The sequence below is a fragment of the Erythrobacter sp. WG genome (assembly GCF_026586795.1).
Classification (GTDB): domain Bacteria; phylum Pseudomonadota; class Alphaproteobacteria; order Sphingomonadales; family Sphingomonadaceae; genus Erythrobacter.
Window position 1 is genome coordinate 31,922 of record NZ_JAPFGY010000004.1, and the last position, 16,022, is coordinate 47,943.

The window sequence follows — 16,022 nt, forward strand, 5'->3', positions numbered from 1 at the left end:
GCGGGCGCTTAACAGCTTGCTGCCGGACATGGTTAAGCGCGGCTTGATGAAACGCACCGTGCCACCCCTGCGACGAATGGAGCGCGGCCGTTCAGACGGCGATGAAAAAGGGCGGCTCTCACAGGGAGAGCCGCCGTTCTTCATGCCGGTTGAGGAACCTCAGCGCGGGTCCATCAGGCGCTGCATCAGATAGATGAATTGCAGCGCCTGAAGCTTGGCCCGCTGGTCGTTGTCGACCCCGCCGGAGTGGCCGCCGGTGGTGTCCTCGAAGTAATAGTAGGGCTGGCCCAGTTCCTTGAGCTTCGCCGCGCCCTTGCGCGCGTGCGCCGGGTGCGTGCGGTCATCGGCGGTCGAGGCCCACAGGAAGGGCGCGGGGTAGTTCACGCCGGCGACGATCTTCTGGTAGGGCGAGTAGCCCTCGATCCACTTGCGCTGTTCGGGGATGCGCGGATCGCCGTATTCGCCGATCCACGAGGCGCCGCGGCCGATCAGGTGATAGCGCAGCATATCGAACAGCGGGATCTGCACGATCGCCCCGCCGAACAGATCGGGCCGCTGGGTGAAGGCTGTGCCGACCAGCAGCCCCCCTTGCGAGCCGCCCTGGATGCCGAGATGCTGCGGCTTGGTGAAGCCGCGCTTCACGAGGTCCTCGCCCACCGCGATGAAATCGTCCCAGGTGCGCTGCTTGTTCTCGCGGATCGCGGTCTGGTGCCACTGCGGCCCGAACTCCCCGCCGCCGCGCATGTTCGCGAGCACGTAGGCGCCGCCCTTCTCGACCCACAGCTTGCCGGTCGATCCGAGATAGGCGGGCAGGCGCGGCACCTGGAAGCCGCCGTAGCCGGTGAGCAGCGTGGCCGTGGAGCCGTCCGCCTTCATCCCCTTGGGCTTGACGATGAAGTAGGGGATTTTCGTCCCGTCCTTGCTGGTCGCCTCGTATTGCTCGACCGTCGCGCCGTCAGGGTCGAAATAGGCCGGCGAGGTCTTGAGCACCGCAGGGGGCGCGCTGCCGTCCGAATAGTAGAGCGTGGTCGGCGCGAGGAAGCCAGTCACGGTGTACATGATCTGGTCGGTCTCGTCCGAGGAAGCGGCGATGCCGAGCGTCGCGTTGTCGGGCAGCGGGACCTCACGGCTGCGCCATGCGCCGTCCTCGAAGTTGAACTCGAGCACCTTGCCGACCACGTTGTCGAGCAGCGTCACGTAGAGCGAATTTGCCGTCACCGCGCCGCCCTGCTTTGTCTGGCGCGGGCCGGGCGACCAGACGAGCGTCTTCTTCGCGCCGTTCGGATCGGCCTTCCACTCCGCGAGGTTGACCGCGATCAGGCTGTCGGCGGGGAAGGTCTGACCGTCCACCGTCCAATCCTCGTCTGTCGAGATCATCACGTGACCGTCGAAGATGCCGTAGATCCCGCCCTTACGGGGCAGGTCGAGCTGGAGCCACTTGCCGTCCTTCTCGACGAAGTTGATCGTCTCGTGGAAGCTGATCCCGCGGAAGGCGGTGCGGGCGTGGATCGTGCCCTTGTTGTCGCGCAGCAGGGTCGCGCCCGCCCACACGTCGCTCGCCTCCCCGCGGAAGATCTCCGGCGCGTCCTCGATCCGCGTGCCGCGTTTCCAGACGCGGCTGGTGAAGGGATAGGCGCTCTCGGTGAGCGTGCCTTCGCCGAAGCCGCGGCCGACGAGCAGGGTGTCCTCGTCGATCCACTCGATGCCGCCCTGGCTCTTCTGGTCGAGCACGAAGCCGCCTTCCACGAACTGCTTCGTGCGCATGTCGAACTCGCGCATGATGGTGGCGTCCTCGCCCCCGTCGCTGAGCGCGATCATGCACTTGTTCTGCGCCGGGGGGAGGCAAGTCGAGCCCTGGTAGACCCACTCCTTGCCGTCCGCCTTGGCGAGCGCGTCGATGTCGAGCACCGTCTCCCACTCGGGCTTGGCGCTACGATAGCTCTCGAGCGTCGTGCGGCGCAGCAGGCCCTTGGGGTTCTGCTTGTCCTGCCAGAAATTGTAGAGCCCGTCGGGACGGATCGAGACGAAGGGAATGCGGTCCTCGGAATCGAAGATCGCCAGCGCCTCGGCCTTCAATTGCTGAAAGCGCGGGTCGGCCTCGAAGGCGGCGAGGGTGCGGGCGTTCTCCTTCGCGACCCAGTCGAGCGCCTCGGGGCTGCGCGCCTGTTCGAGCCAGATATAGGGGTCCTGCTCGGGGCCCGGAACGCCGGGAACCGGGGTCTCTTCGGCGGCCGCTGCGCCCGTGGTCGAAGCGATGGTCATTGCGAGTGCCAGTGCGAAAGTGGAGACAAGTTTCAAGCGTCCTCTCCTCAGGGGAAATGCCGACGCGTGTTGTGCCGGGGGCGAGGCGCAAAGTGAAGGGGATAAACGAAAAAGGGCGGACCCTGCGGCCCGCCCCCTTGGGTGTGTACGATATCGGAAGGGCTCAGCCCTCCACGTGCTCGGCGAGCACGGTGAGGCCCTTCTCGTTCACCTCGGCAAAGCCGCCGCGCACCTGGATGATTTCCGGTGCGGCGCCCGCGGCGCGGAAGACCTGCACCGCGCCGTCGCGGATCGTGCTCATGAAGGGCGCGTGGCCCTCGAGCACGCCGAATTCGCCCTCGGTGCCGGGGACGACCACCATGTGGACATCCTCGGACCGGACGAGCTTGGCAGGGGTGACGAGTTCGAAGTGGAGGGGCATTGTCTCTTCCTAACCCCCCTCCCGCTTGCGGGAGGGGCTGGGGGTGGGAATGGGCGAACGAAGGCCCACCCCGCTGCGACTAAGCCCCGGATCAAGTCCGGGGCAAGTCTCGCTCCCCTCCCGCGCGCGGGAGGGGAAACGCATCAGGCTTCCTCGGCCATCTTCTTGGCCTTCTCGACCGCCTGGTCGATCCCGCCGACCATGTAGAAGGCCTGCTCGGGCAGATGATCATATTCGCCGTCGACCACCGCCTTGAAGCTCTTCACGGTGTCCTCGATCTGCACGAACACGCCCGAAATGCCGGTGAAGACTTCCGCGACGTGGAAGGGCTGCGAGAGGAACTTCTGGATTTTCCGCGCACGAGCCACCGTGAGCTTATCTTCCTCGGACAGCTCGTCCATGCCGAGGATCGCGATGATGTCCTGCAGGCTCTTGTACTTCTGCAGGATTTCCTGGACGCGGCGGGCGGTCTCATAGTGCTCGGCACCGACGACGCGGGGCTCGAGCACGCGGCTGGTCGAGTCCAGCGGGTCCACCGCCGGGTAGATGCCGAGCTCCGAGATCGCGCGCGACAGGGTGGTCGTCGCGTCAAGGTGCGCGAAGGAGGTCGCGGGCGCCGGGTCGGTCAAGTCGTCCGCGGGCACGTAGATCGCCTGCACCGAGGTGATCGAGCCCTTGGTGGTCGAGGTGATGCGCTCCTGGAGCTTGCCCATGTCGGTCGCCAGCGTCGGCTGGTAACCCACCGCCGAGGGGATGCGGCCGAGCAGCGCCGACACTTCCGAACCCGCTTGCGTGAAGCGGAAGATGTTGTCGACGAAGAACAGCACGTCCTGGCCTTCGACGTCGCGGAAATACTCCGCCATGGTCAGGCCCGACAGGGCGACGCGCGCGCGGGCGCCCGGGGGCTCGTTCATCTGGCCGAAGACGAGCGCCACCTTGGAGCCTTCCGAGGTCGCATTGCCCTCGGCATCCTTGGCGATAACGCCCGCGTCGAGGAATTCGTGGTAGAGGTCGTTGCCTTCGCGGGTGCGTTCACCCACGCCCGCAAAGACCGACACGCCGCCGTGGCCCTTGGCGATGTTGTTGATGAGTTCCTGAATGAGCACGGTCTTGCCGACGCCCGCGCCGCCGAACAGGCCGATCTTGCCGCCCTTGGCGTAAGGCGCGAGGAGGTCGATCACCTTGATGCCGGTGACGAGGATCGCCGCTTCGGTCGACTGGTCGACGAAGGCCGGGGCATCGGCGTGGATCGGGGCGGTCTGATCGGCACCGATCGGGCCGCGCTCGTCGATCGCCTCGCCGACGACGTTCATGATGCGGCCGAGGACCTTGGGGCCGACGGGAACAGAGATCTGCGCGCCGGTGTTCACCACTTCGCTGCCGCGCACGAGGCCTTCGGTCGCGTCCATCGCGATGGTGCGCACGGTGTTCTCGCCGAGGTGCTGGGCGACTTCGAGCACAAGCGTCTTGTCGCCGTTGCGGGTTTCGAGCGCAGTGAGGATCGGCGGCAGCTCGCCTTCGAACTGCACGTCGACGACGGCGCCGATCACTTGGCTGATCGTGCCGTTGGTGGTCTGGTTGAGAGCGGCGGTGGCCATTTCTAACTTCCTATGGCTTCACTGCACTTGGCAGTTGTTGGGCAGGTCAATCAGGACGAAGGTATCGGCGTCCTTGGCGATGATGGTTTCGGAGGTGGCTCCGGCTTGCTGCGGCTCTTGCGTGTAGCTGCACTTGAACTCGGTCGGATCATCGAGCGCGGTGCAGCTGGCCGATGCGATCCTCGGCTGGCCCGGGCAGGTCTTGTCGAACGCTGCCTGAAGCTCGGCAGCGCCGGGCAGATCGCCCGTTGCTGCCGCCGCGGCCTCCGCTGTCGCCGCTGCCGCAGGGGCTTCCTCGGCAGTATCGGACGCAGCCGGAGCGCAGGCCGTGAGCGACACGGCAAGCAAGGCGATGAGGCTCCTCAAAGCGCTTCGGCCCCCGCGATGATCTCGATCAGTTCGGTGGTGATCGCGGCCTGGCGGCTGCGGTTGTACTGGATGGTGAGCTTCTGGATCAGCTCGCCCGCGTTGCGCGTGGCGTTGTCCATCGCGGTCATCGAGGCGCCCTGTTCGGAAGCCTCGCGCTCGAGCAGCGCGCCGAACAGCTGGGTGCGCACGTAGCGCGGCAGCAGTTCTTCGAGGATTTCCTCCTCGCCCGGCTCGTATTCGACCACGGCGTCGGCAGCCACGGCTTCGGCCGGGGCGGGGACAGGGATCAGCTGGGTGACGGTGGGGTCCTGCGCCAGCGCCGACTTGAACGTCGGGTAGACGAGGTGGGCGACATCGAACTTGCCGGCATCGAACAGCGCGATCAGCTCGTTCGCGATGACCTCGGCTTCCTCGAAACCGGGGGTGCGCACCGTGCTGGTGTCAAAGCCGCCGGTGATCTGGCTCGCATAGTCACGGCGCAACGGCGCGCGGCCCTTCTTGCCGACGAGGTAGAATTCGACGCTCTTGCCCTGTGCTTCCAGCTCCCGCGCCTTGGCCTTGGCGGCCTTGACGAGGTTGGAGTTGAGGCCGCCGCACAGACCCTTGTCGGTGTTGACCACGACGAGGAGGTGCTTCTGATCAGCGCCCGTGCCGGCCAGCAGCTTGGGCGCGGCCGAGCCCGAGACCTTGCTCGCCAGCGAAGCCATCACCGCACTGAGGCGCGTGGCATAGGGCCGCCCGGCCTCGGCCGCAGCCTGGGCACGGCGCAGCTTGGCCGCCGCGACCATCTGCTTGGCCTTGGTGATCTTCTGGGTCGACTTGACCGAGTTGATCCGGCCCTTGAGTTCCTTGAGTGAGGGCACGTCAGGGCGTCCTTACGCGAACTGCTTGCCGAAGGCTTCGAGCGCGGCCTTGGTCTTGTCCGCGACTTCGCCTTCGAACTTCTTCGAGGTGCGGATTTCGGCCAGCACGGCGCCGTGTTCGCGGCGCATGAAGTCGAGCATCTGCGCTTCGTATTCGTTGACGCGGTTCACCGGGATCGAATCGAGGAAGCCGTTGGTGCCAGCGTAGATCGACACGGTCTGCTCTTCGAAGGGCATCGGCGAGAACTGCTTCTGCTTGAGCAGTTCCGTCAGGCGCGCACCGCGGTTCAGCAGCTTCTGCGTCGCGGCATCGAGGTCCGAGCCGAACTGCGCGAAGGCCGCCATTTCGCGGTACTGCGCAAGGTCGAGCTTCATCGAGCCCGAAACCTTCTTCATCGCCTTGGTCTGGGCAGCGCCGCCGACGCGGCTGACCGACAGACCCACGTTAATCGCCGGACGGATCCCTTGGTAGAACAGGCCGGTCTCCAAGAAAATCTGGCCGTCGGTGATCGAGATCACGTTGGTCGGAATGTATGCCGACACGTCGCCGGCTTGCGTTTCGATGATCGGCAGCGCGGTGAGCGAGCCGTGGCCGTTTTCCTCGTTCATCTTCGCAGCGCGCTCGAGCAGGCGGCTGTGGAGGTAGAACACGTCGCCGGGGTAAGCTTCGCGGCCCGGAGGGCGACGCAGCAGCAGCGACATCTGGCGATAGGCCACGGCCTGCTTGGAAAGGTCGTCATAAACGATCACGGCGTGCATGCCGTTGTCGCGGAAGAATTCACCCATCGCGCAGCCGGTGTAGGGCGCGAGGTATTGGAGCGGGGCGGGCTCCGAAGCGGTCGCGGCGACGACGATCGAATATTCCATCGCGCCGTTTTCTTCGAGCTGCTTGACGATCTGGGCGACGGTCGAACGCTTCTGGCCGACAGCGACATAGACGCAGTAAAGCTTCTTGCCTTCATCGTCGCCCTGGTTGGCTTCCTTCTGGTTGATGAAGGTATCGATGGCGACGGCGGTCTTGCCGGTCTGGCGGTCACCGATGATCAGCTCGCGCTGGCCGCGGCCCACGGGGACGAGCGCGTCGATCGCCTTGAGGCCGGTCTGGACGGGCTCCGAGACGGATTCGCGCGGGATGATGCCGGGTGCCTTCACTTCGACGCGGCTGCGCTTTTCAGCGACGATCGGGCCCTTGCCGTCGATCGGGTTGCCGAGCGCGTCGACCACGCGGCCGAGCAGGCCCTTGCCGACCGGCACGTCGACGATGGTGCCGGTGCGCTTGACGACATCGCCTTCCTTGATTTCGGCGTCCGAGCCGAAGATCACGACGCCGACATTGTCGGCTTCGAGGTTCAGAGCCATGCCCTGCACGCCGTTGGCGAATTCCACCATCTCGCCGGCCTGCACCTGATCGAGGCCGTGGATACGGGCGATGCCGTCACCCACCGACAGCACGGTGCCGGTTTCGCTGACTTCGGCTTCGGTGCCGAAATTGGCGATCTGGTCCTTGATGACCTTCGAGATTTCTGCGGCGCGGATTTCCATGGTTCTTATCCTTTAGGCCTGCATGGCCTTGGCGAGCGAGTTGAGACGGGTGCGGATCGAGGCATCGATGCGCTGCGATCCGATGGTGACGACGAGGCCGCCGAGCAGGTCCGGGTCGACCTTGGCGGAGAGCATGACGGTGCGCCCTTCGCGCGCGGTCAGCTTGGTCTTGAGGGCGGCGAGCTGATCGTCGCTCAATGGGTGGGCGCTGGTGACGGTCGCGGTGACTTCGCCGCGCTGGGCGGCGGCAATCGCCTTGAAGGCGGAGATAATCGCAGGCAGCTTGCCGAGGCGGCGATTGGCCGCGAGCACGCCGAGGAAATTGGTGGTGAGGGGCGAGAGCTTCAGCTTCTTGGCCACCGCCGCCATCGCGGCGCCTTGCGCGCTGCGGGCGAGTTCCGGGTTGGTGGTCAGCGCGGCAAGATCGCCCGAATCGGCCAGCGCGGCGCCGAGCGTCTCGAGGTCTTTCTCGACCGCGGTCACCTTGCCATTTTCGGCAGCCAGATCGAACAGGGCCGAGGCATAGCGTCCAGCCAGGCTAGCCTTGATACCGGCGGAAATATCCACGCGCGTCTCGTCCTCTCGGAAAACTCGTAAGGGGTCTTGCTTGAGCCTCGGGCAAGGGCGAGCGCAGGGGCTCCCCTCAAGGCTGGCGCGCGCCTAGCAATTGATTCCGGTTCCTGCAAGCCGTGTGGGCCGCGAATTGTGCAGGTGCGAAGATCGCCGCGCGTCAATCGTCCACGCGCTGTCCGACCGTGGCATCGACCAGATGACGGGCAGGCACAAGGTCGCGCCGGGTGACGTCGAGCCTCACTTCGACGCGGCGCAGGAGTAGACGAGCCGCTCGTTGGGGCGATCGGGCAGGGCGGCGATCAGCGCGGATTGCTGTTCGCCGAGGGTGCGTGCGGCATCGCTCGTCCCACAGGCCGGCGGGGTGTAGCCTGCCCGCGCCTTGCGCGCCGCCGCCAGCGCCTCCTGGCCGAGCAGGTAGCGATCGGTGCGCAGGGTGCGGGCCTCGGGATCGAAGGTGTTGACCGCCACCGACGCATCGTCCTCGGCGGCGAACACGCGCTGCCACGCACCGGCGGGGCCAAGGCCGTATTGCGTGCGGGCGTTGACGCAGCCGTCGGCCGACCAGTCGAAGGCGATGTCGTCGGTGCGGGCCGAGGTCACCCGGCTGCGTTCGGGGACGAGCGTGCAGATCAGCGCGCCCTCGGTCGATCCGGCAGACGCGGTCGCCGGCGGGGCGCGGCCCTCGGCCTTGGCGATGGCGGCGGCGACGCGGTCCTCGATCGCGGCGAGGCCGGGGCGGGTGACCCACAGCAGCACCGCAGCGACGAGCAGGGTGCCGGCCAGCACCGCGGCGATCCGCGCGTGGCGGCGGCGGGCCTCATCGTTTCTCGACGCCCACGCCGCGTAGCCCGCGCCGATGGCCCCGAAGAGCGCGATCAGCGCTAGCGCAAGGCGGTTCTCGCGCGCTGCGATCACCTCCATCTGCGCGGTGAGCCGGGCGGTCTCGCGCACTTCGCGCAGTGCCTCGGCGCGCTCGGCCACCCGGGCGCGGGCCTCGCTCTGCTCGGCCTCGAGCCGCTGGCGCTCCTCGGCGTTCAGCTCGTCGATCGAGCGGCAGGGCAGGGTGTTGGTGACCGGCACCACCCCGTTGGTCTGAAGGAAGGGGACGAGCTCGCGCAGGCTGACCGCGAAAAAGAATTCCGCATCGCCCGCGGTCGAATCCGTGCTGAAGGAATTGACCCCCACCACGCGCCCGCAGGCGTCGAGCAGCGGCCCGCCCGAACTGCCCCGGGCGATCGGCGCGGTGTGGAGAATCGTGTCGAACTGGCGCGAAGGGCGCACGCCGGACAGGAACCCGCGCGACTTGACCGGCGGCTGGGCGCGGAAGATGTCCTGCATCCCCAGGCCCTGAGCGAGGTCTACGTTCATCGGGTAGCCGACGGCCGTGACCTCGCCGAGGTTGGCGATGCTCCCCCCGGCGAGCGCCAGCGGCGGCAGGCGCAGGCTGCCTTTGGCGATCTCGAGCAGGGCGAGGTCGTTGCGCGGCGAGACGGCGACGATCCGCGCGAAGGCGCCGCCTTCGCCCTCGGCGGGGACGATGCCGATCCTCAGGGTGTCGTCCTGCGCCGCCTCGCTCACCACATGGGCGTTGGTGACGATCCGCGTCGCGCTGACCGCAAAGCCGGTGCCGTGGGAGACGGGCACGGGCTGGCCGTCCTCGGTGCCGATGATCACCACCCGCACCACGCCGCGCGCCGCCGCATCGACATCGCCGGGGTCGGCGAAGGCAGGGGCGGCGCTGGCGAGCAAGGCGAGGAGCAGCGCGAGCGCGCCGAGGAGCCGGGTCATGCGCGCCTCTATAGCCGCTTTTGCGCAGCGCGCGACATTGAACGCAAGCTGGCGGGGTGCGGGCGCACGGGGATCGGCCTATCCCGGGGATCGACCATGCGGAGAACGCCGATGAACTACGTGATCGAGGGGATCGACCCTGCACCTTTCGCAAGCCTCTTCAGCCTCGGGGATGCCGAGCTGGCAAACCGCGGCGCGGTGCGGATGTTTGCCGATGCCGCACCCGGCTATCCATGCCGGGTGACGCTGGAAGATGCGCAGCCCGGCACCCGCGTCCTGCTCGTCAACCACGAGAGCCGCCCGCTGCCCGGGCCCTACCGCACCGCGCACGCGATCCTCGTCACCGAAGGCGCGGCCCGCCCCGCGCGGTTCGTCAACGCCCTCCCGCCGGTGTTCGGCCCGCGCGTGCTGTCCTTGCGCGGCTTCGGTGCGGACGGCATGATGGTGGACGCGCTCATCACCCAGCCGGGCGACGCCGAGGCGGGCCTCGAGCGGCTTTTAGCCGACGCCCGCATCATCGAGGTGGACGTGCACAATGCCGTGCGGGGCTGCTTTGCGGCGCGCGTTCGGCGGGAGGGGAATGTTTCACGTGAAACATTTTGAGAACCTCACCGACGAGGTGCGCTGGGAGGCGATGCTTGCCAAGGACCGGCGCTTCGACGGGGCGTTCGTCACGGGCGTCCATTCGACCGGCATCTACTGCCGCCCATCCTGCCCCGCGCGGGCCCCCTTGCGCAAGAACGTGCGTTTCTACGCCGGGCCTGCCGAGGCCGAGGCGGCGGGGCTAAGGCCCTGCAAACGCTGCTCTCCTGCGAGCCAGAGCGCCGAGGAGGCCTGCGTCCTTGCCGCCGTCGCGGCGATCCGCGCGGCCGTCGGGGCCGGGGAGGCGGCGCCGACCCTCGATGCACTTGCCGCGCTCACCGGCTATGCCCCCACGCACTTCCAGCGCCTGTTCAAGCGCAGCGTCGGCCTGTCGCCCGCCGCCTTTGCCAGGGCCTGCCGCGAGGAGCGCGTCAAGGCCGCCCTTACCGGGGGGCAAGGTGTGGGCGAGGCGGCGCTGAGCGCGGGCTACGGGGGGTCTGAAGCCTTCTACGCGGCCGTGAAGGGGAGGCTGGGAATGACACCGAAGGAATGGGCGAAGGGCGGCGCGGGCAAGGTCATTTACTGGGCCGAGCTTGCCACATCGCTCGGGCCGATGCTCGTCGGCGCGACCGACAAGGGCGTGTGCTGCCTCGCCTTCCTGCCGCAAGGCCGCCCGCCGCTGGCCGAACTGCGCGCCCGTTTCCCCAAGGCCGATCTGCGCGCCGCTGGCGAGGCGTTCCGCGCGCTGTTCGAACGGGTGGTGGAGGCCGTCGAGCAGCCGGGGCCGGGCAATGCCGCGATCCCGCTCGACGTCGCCGGCACCGCCTTCCAGCAGCGCGTCTGGGAGGAACTGCGCCGCATCCCGCAAGGCGAGACGCGCTCCTACGGGGAGCTGGCTGCCGCCCTGGGCAATCCGAAAGCCAGCCGCGCCGTGGGCGGCGCCAACGGGGCGAACCATGTCGCGGTGCTGATCCCCTGCCACCGGGTCATCGCCAGCGACGGGTCGCTGGGCGGCTACGCCTGGGGGCTGGGGATCAAGGCGGAGTTGTTGCGGCGGGAGCGGGGGTGAGGACAGATCTTCCTTCGTCATTGCGAGCCGAAGGCGAAGCAATCCATGGCCTGACCTTCCCCGAAGCGGCTCGGTCCGTCCCTGGATTGCTTCGTCGCCTGCGGCTCCTCGCAATGACGAGGTAATGTCTCAATCCAGCTTCGGCGGCATTCCCGGCTCGCACTTTGCCATCGCGCGTTGATAGGCCTCGCGTTGGCCGATGCGCGCAAGGTAGGCCTTGAGGTTCGGCAGGTGGTCGATGCCCATGCCGCTCATCGCTCTGGAGGTGGTGAGCTGGAAGCCCATCATGATGTCCGCCGTCGTCAGCTGCGCGCCGCCGAAATAGTCCGCCTCGCCGAGGCGCTTCTCGACGATCGTCCAGCCTTTCTGCACCCGGTCGGCGACGAAGGGGGGAAGCTCCTGCGCGCCCATGAACTGTGCGACCAGCGCCATCATCCCGTTGGTCATGAAGGTCGCGTTCGCCCAGTGGTAGTAGAACAGGTGATCGGGAAAGTCGGGGTGATCGACTCCTGGCACGAGCGGCGTGCCGGGTGCATACTTCGCCACGATGTAGTCGATGATCGCCCCGCTTTCGCCAAGCACCAGATCGCCGTCGATGATGACCGGCGCGATGCCCATCGGGTGCAGCGCCTTGTATTCGTCGGGCGCAAGGCGGTTGTCGGTGCGGCGGTTGTAGAGCTTGAGATCGTATTCGAGCCCCAGCTCCTCGGCGAGCCAGACGATGCGTTCGGACTGCGACAGGCGCAGGTGGTGGATGGTCAGCATGGTGCGTCTCGCTCCCGTCGGTTGTGTCGCATCAGGCCTAGCCAAGCTGGCGGCGCTGCGCCATCTTTTGCTTTCGACGTGAGGGGGAGTCGCCGATCATGGATACCGCTGCCACGACCACCGACACCATTCCCGCATCCGCGCACGCGCCCCCGCTGTGGAAGCGCATCTGGAACTTTCCGCTAGTTGCCATGCTGGTGGCGCTGGCGGCGGCGGTCGCGGCGATCGCGGCTGCGGGCATCACGAGCGAGGCGCTGGCACCCTTCATCGACCGCCGGCTGCTGGCACCCTTGCAGGTGACGCTCACCATCGGGCTGCTGGTGCTGGTGCAGAAACTGCTGATGCGGCGGCTGGGAGAGCGCAAGCATGACGATCTGCCGCTGGCGGGGGCTGCGCGCGGGCTCGTCACTGGCACGGCCACGGCCTTCGTGCTGTTCAGCACCATCGTCGGGATTGCGGCGGTGCTGGGGGCCTATTTCATCGTCGGCTGGGGCACGCTCAAGGAATGGGTGCCGGTGCTGTTCTTCGCCGGGTTCAACGCCGGTTTCATGGAAGAGCTCTTGTTCCGCGGCATCCTGTTCCGCTGGATCGAGGAGTTCGCCGGCAGCTGGGCGGCGCTGTTCGTCACCTCGGCGCTGTTCGGCCTTGCCCATATCGGCAACGACAATGCGAGCCTGTTCTCCTCCTTCACCATCGCGGTCGAAGCGGGGCTGATGCTCGGCGGGGCCTATATGCTCACCCGCAGCCTGTGGCTGCCGATCGGCATTCACTTCGGGTGGAACGTCACGCAGGGGCTGGTGTGGGACGTGCCGGTTTCGGGCAATGATGTCGACGGGCTGGTCGATGCGCGGCTGACCGGCAACGAGCTGATCTCGGGCGGGGCCTTCGGGCTCGAGGCCTCGGTGATCGCGCTGGTGCTCGCGGGCGGCTTCGGGGTGTGGCTGGTGTGGCGCGCGGCCGCCAAGGGCGAGGTGATGGCGCCCTGGTGGGTGCGGCGGCGTCAGGCGTCGTAGCGCGACCACGCCCGGCTGGCAGGCGCGAGGCTGGCGAGAAAGGCCTCGGCGCTTTCGAGATACTCGGCCTGCTTCGCCTCACCCATCCTGTCCCAGGTCGCATAGATGCGGCCGATGCGGTGGTTGCTTTCCAGCCGCTGCCGGTTCGCCACCATGAAGTGCCAGTAGAGCGGGTTGAAGGGGCAGGCGTCGGGGCCGGTCTTCTCAGCGACCTTGTAGCGGCAGCCCTTGCAGTAGTTCGACATCCTGTTGATGTAATTCCCCGACGCCGCATAGGGCTTGGTCGCGAGCCTGCCGCCGTCGGCGTAGAGGATCATGCCCGCGACGTTGGGCAGCTCCACCCACTCGTAGGCGTCGGCGTAGACGACGAGATACCAGTCGGCGACCTCTTGCGGCGCGATCCCGGCGATCAGGCAGAAATTGCCGAGCACCATCAGCCGCTGGATGTGGTGTGCGTGGGCGTCCTCGCGGGTGGTGCGGATGCAGTCGGCGATGCAGGCCATGTCGGTCGCGCCGGTCCAGAAGAATTCGGGCAGGGGGCGGGTGGCGGCGAGTGCGTTCGCCTCGGCGAGCCCGGGCATGGTGTGCCAGTAGAAGCCGCGCACATATTCGCGCCAGCCGATGATCTGGCGGATGAAGCCCTCTACGGAATTGAGCGGAGCTCTGCCTTCTTTGTAGGCAGCCTCGGCGGCGCGGCACAGTTCGAGGGGGTCCAGCAACCCGCAATTGATGCTGGTCGAGAGCATCGAGTGGTAGAGATCGTCCTCGCCCGCCACCATCGCATCCTGGTAGGGGCCGAAGAGTTCGAGGCGGCGCGCGAAGAAGGCTTCGGCCGCTTCGAGCGCCTGGGTGCGGGTCACCGGCCAGCCGAAGGGCTCGAGGTCGCCGAAGTGATCGGCGAACCGCTCGCCTACCAGCGCGATGACCTCGCGCGTGATCGCGTCGGGCGGGAACTTGGGGGCTGGGGGCGCCTTGAGGCCCTGTTTGGGCGGCTGGCGGTTCTCGGCGTCGAGGTTCCAGATACCGCCCTCCGGCTTGCCGTCGGGGCGCATCAGGAGCCCGGTCTTGCGGCGCATCTCGCGGTAGAAATACTCCATCGTGAGGTGCTGGCGTCCTTCGGCGAAGGCGCGGAAATCGGCATGGGTGGCGATGAAGCGGGTGTCGGGGAGGATCGAGACCGGGCAGGGGAAGCGGCCCGCCCATTCCTCCATCGCTTGGGCGACCCGCCACTCGCCGCCTTCGGTGACGCGGATCTCGGACGGGGCATGGCGCTCCACCGCGCGGGCGACCTCGCCGGTGAAGCTGCCGGTGTTGGCGGGATCGTCCAGCCGGATGTAATCGACCTGCCAGCCATCGGCGCGCAGTTCCTCGGCAAAGTGGCGCATTGCCGAAAAAATGAGCACGATCTTCTGCTTGTGGTGTTTGACGTAGGTCGCCTCGTCCCACACCTCCATGAGTAGGAGCACCGCCTCGTCGGGGGTGAGGCCTTCGAGGCTGGAGAGATTGCGCGACAGCTGGTCGCCGAGGATCGGCACAAGAACGGGGCGGGTCATGCGGGGGGATACGCGGAGCCGCCCCGTTTGGTTTCCCGCACCGCCTATTGCGTCGCCTCCAGCGCGCGCCACGCCACGCCCTGGAAGACGGGATCGTTGAGCATGGAGATCAGCAAACCACGCGCCGTGCCCTTGTCGCCGCGCCGGCTGAGCGCGGTCGCATAGGCATAGCGCAGATCGCCGACGCCCGCATTGGTCAGGAACGCCTGCTCCAACTGCCTGAAGGCGGTCTCCGGCGGGGTGCGCCCCTCTTCGATATAGGACTGGAAATAGAGCGCCGCAGCCAAGGGCTCGCGCTCGGGCTCGCGGGCCAGCGGGGCAAGCAGCGCGCGCACCGCGTCATACTCGTCAGCTTCGGCCAGCTCGCCCGCGCGCACCAGCCGCGACAGCATGATCTCCGCCTTCAGCCGCTGCGCCTGCCGGTGCGCGGGATCGATCGCCAGCGCCCTGTTCACCGCGCGCCATGCCTCGGCATCGGAATAGGGGTTGGCCATCACGATCAATTCGCCGTTGGAAAAACCGAAGCCCCGGAACACCGGCCGCCCGCCGAAATCGCTGTGCTGGACCCGGGCATATTCGGCGGCGGCATATTCGTACCACACCGGCGCGCTGTCGGGAAAGCGGCCGGTCAACCGTCTCAGCGCGGAGGCGGTCGGCTTGAGGCGCGTTTCGAGCATCCGTTCGATGCGCAGTTCGATCAGCGCGACCTCATCGCGGGTCATGGGCCGGACGGCGACCTTGGCCACCACTTCCGGCTCGATTTGCACCCAGCGTGTCGGACCGGTCGAGGCGGGCCGGTCAAGCTGCGCCGCCAAGATCGCCGGATCGCCCAGCTCGCGCGCTGCGTCCTCGACGGTGCGCCCGGTCACATAGGCATTGATATAGCGGTCGAGCACGCCTGCATATTCTTGCTCCAGCAGCAGCGGCGCTGCGATCATGCGGCTGACATCGAGGAACCGGGCATATTCGAGCTCGGACCTGTGGCGGACCGTCACCCGCAGGGCATTTGCAAGAGCGGTCGGCGTGACGCGCACCTTTCGCATCCTCGGGCTTCCCGGCGCACCGATCACGAACATCTTCTTCTCGTTGCGATAGGCGGTGGCGAAGAACTGCGATAACCCGCCCCTCAACCACATGGGCTTGGGCCGGAAGAAGGCGTTGCCGAGATGGTATTGGGTCATGCAGTAGAAGATGTCGGCTTCCCGCATTCTTTGCGGTGCGAACGGGTCGAACCACGCCTTGGTGACCGGCAGTTCGGCATGATCCTGACACACCGCCGTCGCCCCGAAGTCGATCACGTGCGCGATGCGCGATGCATCGCTCGAAAGATAGAACTCCGGCTTGCGACCGTGCCGCGTCTCGCCCGGCATCAGGCCATGCAGGACCCGATCGAACTCCTCGATGGTCTGCATCAGCTCGCGCAGATCGCGCTCGGAGAGCGCGGCGTGAACGACATAGTGCTCACTCTCGGCGCGCAGCCATCCGGTGGCACGGGCCGGGACCGCAAGGCTGACCGCGATCAACAGCAATGCGACGAGGCGCGACACCATGCTGTGCACCATATCACCGCGCAATCGCCTGTAAACGGATCGGTTTCGCGACTTCGCTGGAGGTGCGCAGGGCC

At 67.3% G+C, this 16,022-nt stretch carries 14 protein-coding genes; 3 read left to right on the plus strand and 11 right to left on the minus strand.

The features are described 5' to 3' along the window. Positions 1 to 159 precede the first annotated feature (159 nt). From OPU67_RS03065 to OPU67_RS03100, 8 genes are all read right to left on the minus strand, one after another. Positions 160 to 2,262 carry a prolyl oligopeptidase family serine peptidase gene (locus OPU67_RS03065; protein ID WP_267617480.1) on the minus strand — a complete coding sequence of 701 codons (2,103 nt, stop codon included), beginning with the start codon at positions 2,260 to 2,262 and terminating at the stop codon, positions 160 to 162. A gap of 163 nt (positions 2,263 to 2,425) precedes the next feature. After that, positions 2,426 to 2,683, minus strand: a complete 258-nt coding sequence (locus OPU67_RS03070; protein ID WP_267617481.1) for an ATP synthase F1 subunit epsilon — start codon at positions 2,681 to 2,683, stop codon at positions 2,426 to 2,428. 143 nt (positions 2,684 to 2,826) lie between these two features. Then, on the minus strand, positions 2,827 to 4,281 hold the full coding sequence (gene atpD / locus OPU67_RS03075) for a F0F1 ATP synthase subunit beta (RefSeq protein ID WP_267617482.1): 1,455 nt from the start codon (positions 4,279 to 4,281) through the stop codon (positions 2,827 to 2,829). Between the two features lie 18 nt (positions 4,282 to 4,299). Continuing rightward, positions 4,300 to 4,620, minus strand: a complete 321-nt coding sequence (locus OPU67_RS03080) for a hypothetical protein (RefSeq protein WP_267617484.1) — start codon at positions 4,618 to 4,620, stop codon at positions 4,300 to 4,302. Between the two features lie 23 nt (positions 4,621 to 4,643). Next, complete coding sequence (locus OPU67_RS03085; RefSeq protein WP_267617485.1) at positions 4,644 to 5,513, minus strand: F0F1 ATP synthase subunit gamma; 870 nt, start codon at positions 5,511 to 5,513, stop codon at positions 4,644 to 4,646. A 12-nt stretch (positions 5,514 to 5,525) separates the two neighbouring features. After that, positions 5,526 to 7,055, minus strand: coding sequence for a F0F1 ATP synthase subunit alpha (gene atpA / locus OPU67_RS03090; protein WP_267617487.1), 1,530 nt, complete (start codon positions 7,053 to 7,055; stop codon positions 5,526 to 5,528). Positions 7,056 to 7,067: 12 nt separating this feature from the next. After that, entirely contained in the window at positions 7,068 to 7,622 is a 555-nt protein-coding gene (locus tag OPU67_RS03095) for a F0F1 ATP synthase subunit delta (RefSeq protein WP_267617488.1), read from the minus strand. Positions 7,623 to 7,865: 243 nt separating this feature from the next. After that, positions 7,866 to 9,416, minus strand: a complete 1,551-nt coding sequence (locus OPU67_RS03100; protein ID WP_267617490.1) for a trypsin-like peptidase domain-containing protein — start codon at positions 9,414 to 9,416, stop codon at positions 7,866 to 7,868. Positions 9,417 to 9,527: 111 nt separating this feature from the next. On the opposite strand from OPU67_RS03100, the gene OPU67_RS03105 reads away from it, so the two are divergent. Both OPU67_RS03105 and OPU67_RS03110 read left to right on the plus strand, forming a co-directional pair. Next, positions 9,528 to 10,019, plus strand: coding sequence for a DUF1203 domain-containing protein (locus tag OPU67_RS03105; protein WP_267617492.1), 492 nt, complete (start codon positions 9,528 to 9,530; stop codon positions 10,017 to 10,019). Beyond that, positions 10,006 to 11,067 carry a bifunctional transcriptional activator/DNA repair enzyme AdaA gene (locus OPU67_RS03110; RefSeq protein WP_420708947.1) on the plus strand — a complete coding sequence of 354 codons (1,062 nt, stop codon included), beginning with the start codon at positions 10,006 to 10,008 and terminating at the stop codon, positions 11,065 to 11,067. Before OPU67_RS03105 ends, OPU67_RS03110 begins: the two co-directional genes overlap by 14 nt. Before the next feature lie 129 nt (positions 11,068 to 11,196). Here the strand turns inward: OPU67_RS03110 and OPU67_RS03115 are convergent, their stop codons facing one another. Continuing rightward, positions 11,197 to 11,832, minus strand: a complete 636-nt coding sequence (locus tag OPU67_RS03115) for a glutathione S-transferase family protein (protein ID WP_267617494.1) — start codon at positions 11,830 to 11,832, stop codon at positions 11,197 to 11,199. A 98-nt stretch (positions 11,833 to 11,930) separates the two neighbouring features. On the opposite strand from OPU67_RS03115, the gene OPU67_RS03120 reads away from it, so the two are divergent. Beyond that, positions 11,931 to 12,845 (plus strand): CPBP family intramembrane glutamic endopeptidase, encoded by a 915-nt coding sequence (locus OPU67_RS03120; protein WP_267617496.1) that lies wholly within the window; start codon positions 11,931 to 11,933, stop codon positions 12,843 to 12,845. Here OPU67_RS03120 and OPU67_RS03125 read toward each other — a convergent pair. Together OPU67_RS03125 and OPU67_RS03130 are read right to left on the minus strand one after the other, a co-directional pair. Continuing rightward, positions 12,833 to 14,398: a cryptochrome/photolyase family protein gene (locus OPU67_RS03125; RefSeq protein ID WP_267617497.1), complete on the minus strand. Its 1,566-nt coding sequence runs from the start codon at positions 14,396 to 14,398 to the stop codon at positions 12,833 to 12,835. The genes OPU67_RS03120 and OPU67_RS03125 overlap by 13 nt on opposite strands. A gap of 44 nt (positions 14,399 to 14,442) precedes the next feature. Beyond that, on the minus strand, positions 14,443 to 15,960 hold the full coding sequence (locus tag OPU67_RS03130) for a tetratricopeptide repeat protein (protein WP_267617498.1): 1,518 nt from the start codon (positions 15,958 to 15,960) through the stop codon (positions 14,443 to 14,445). Between the last annotated feature and the right edge of the window lie 62 nt (positions 15,961 to 16,022).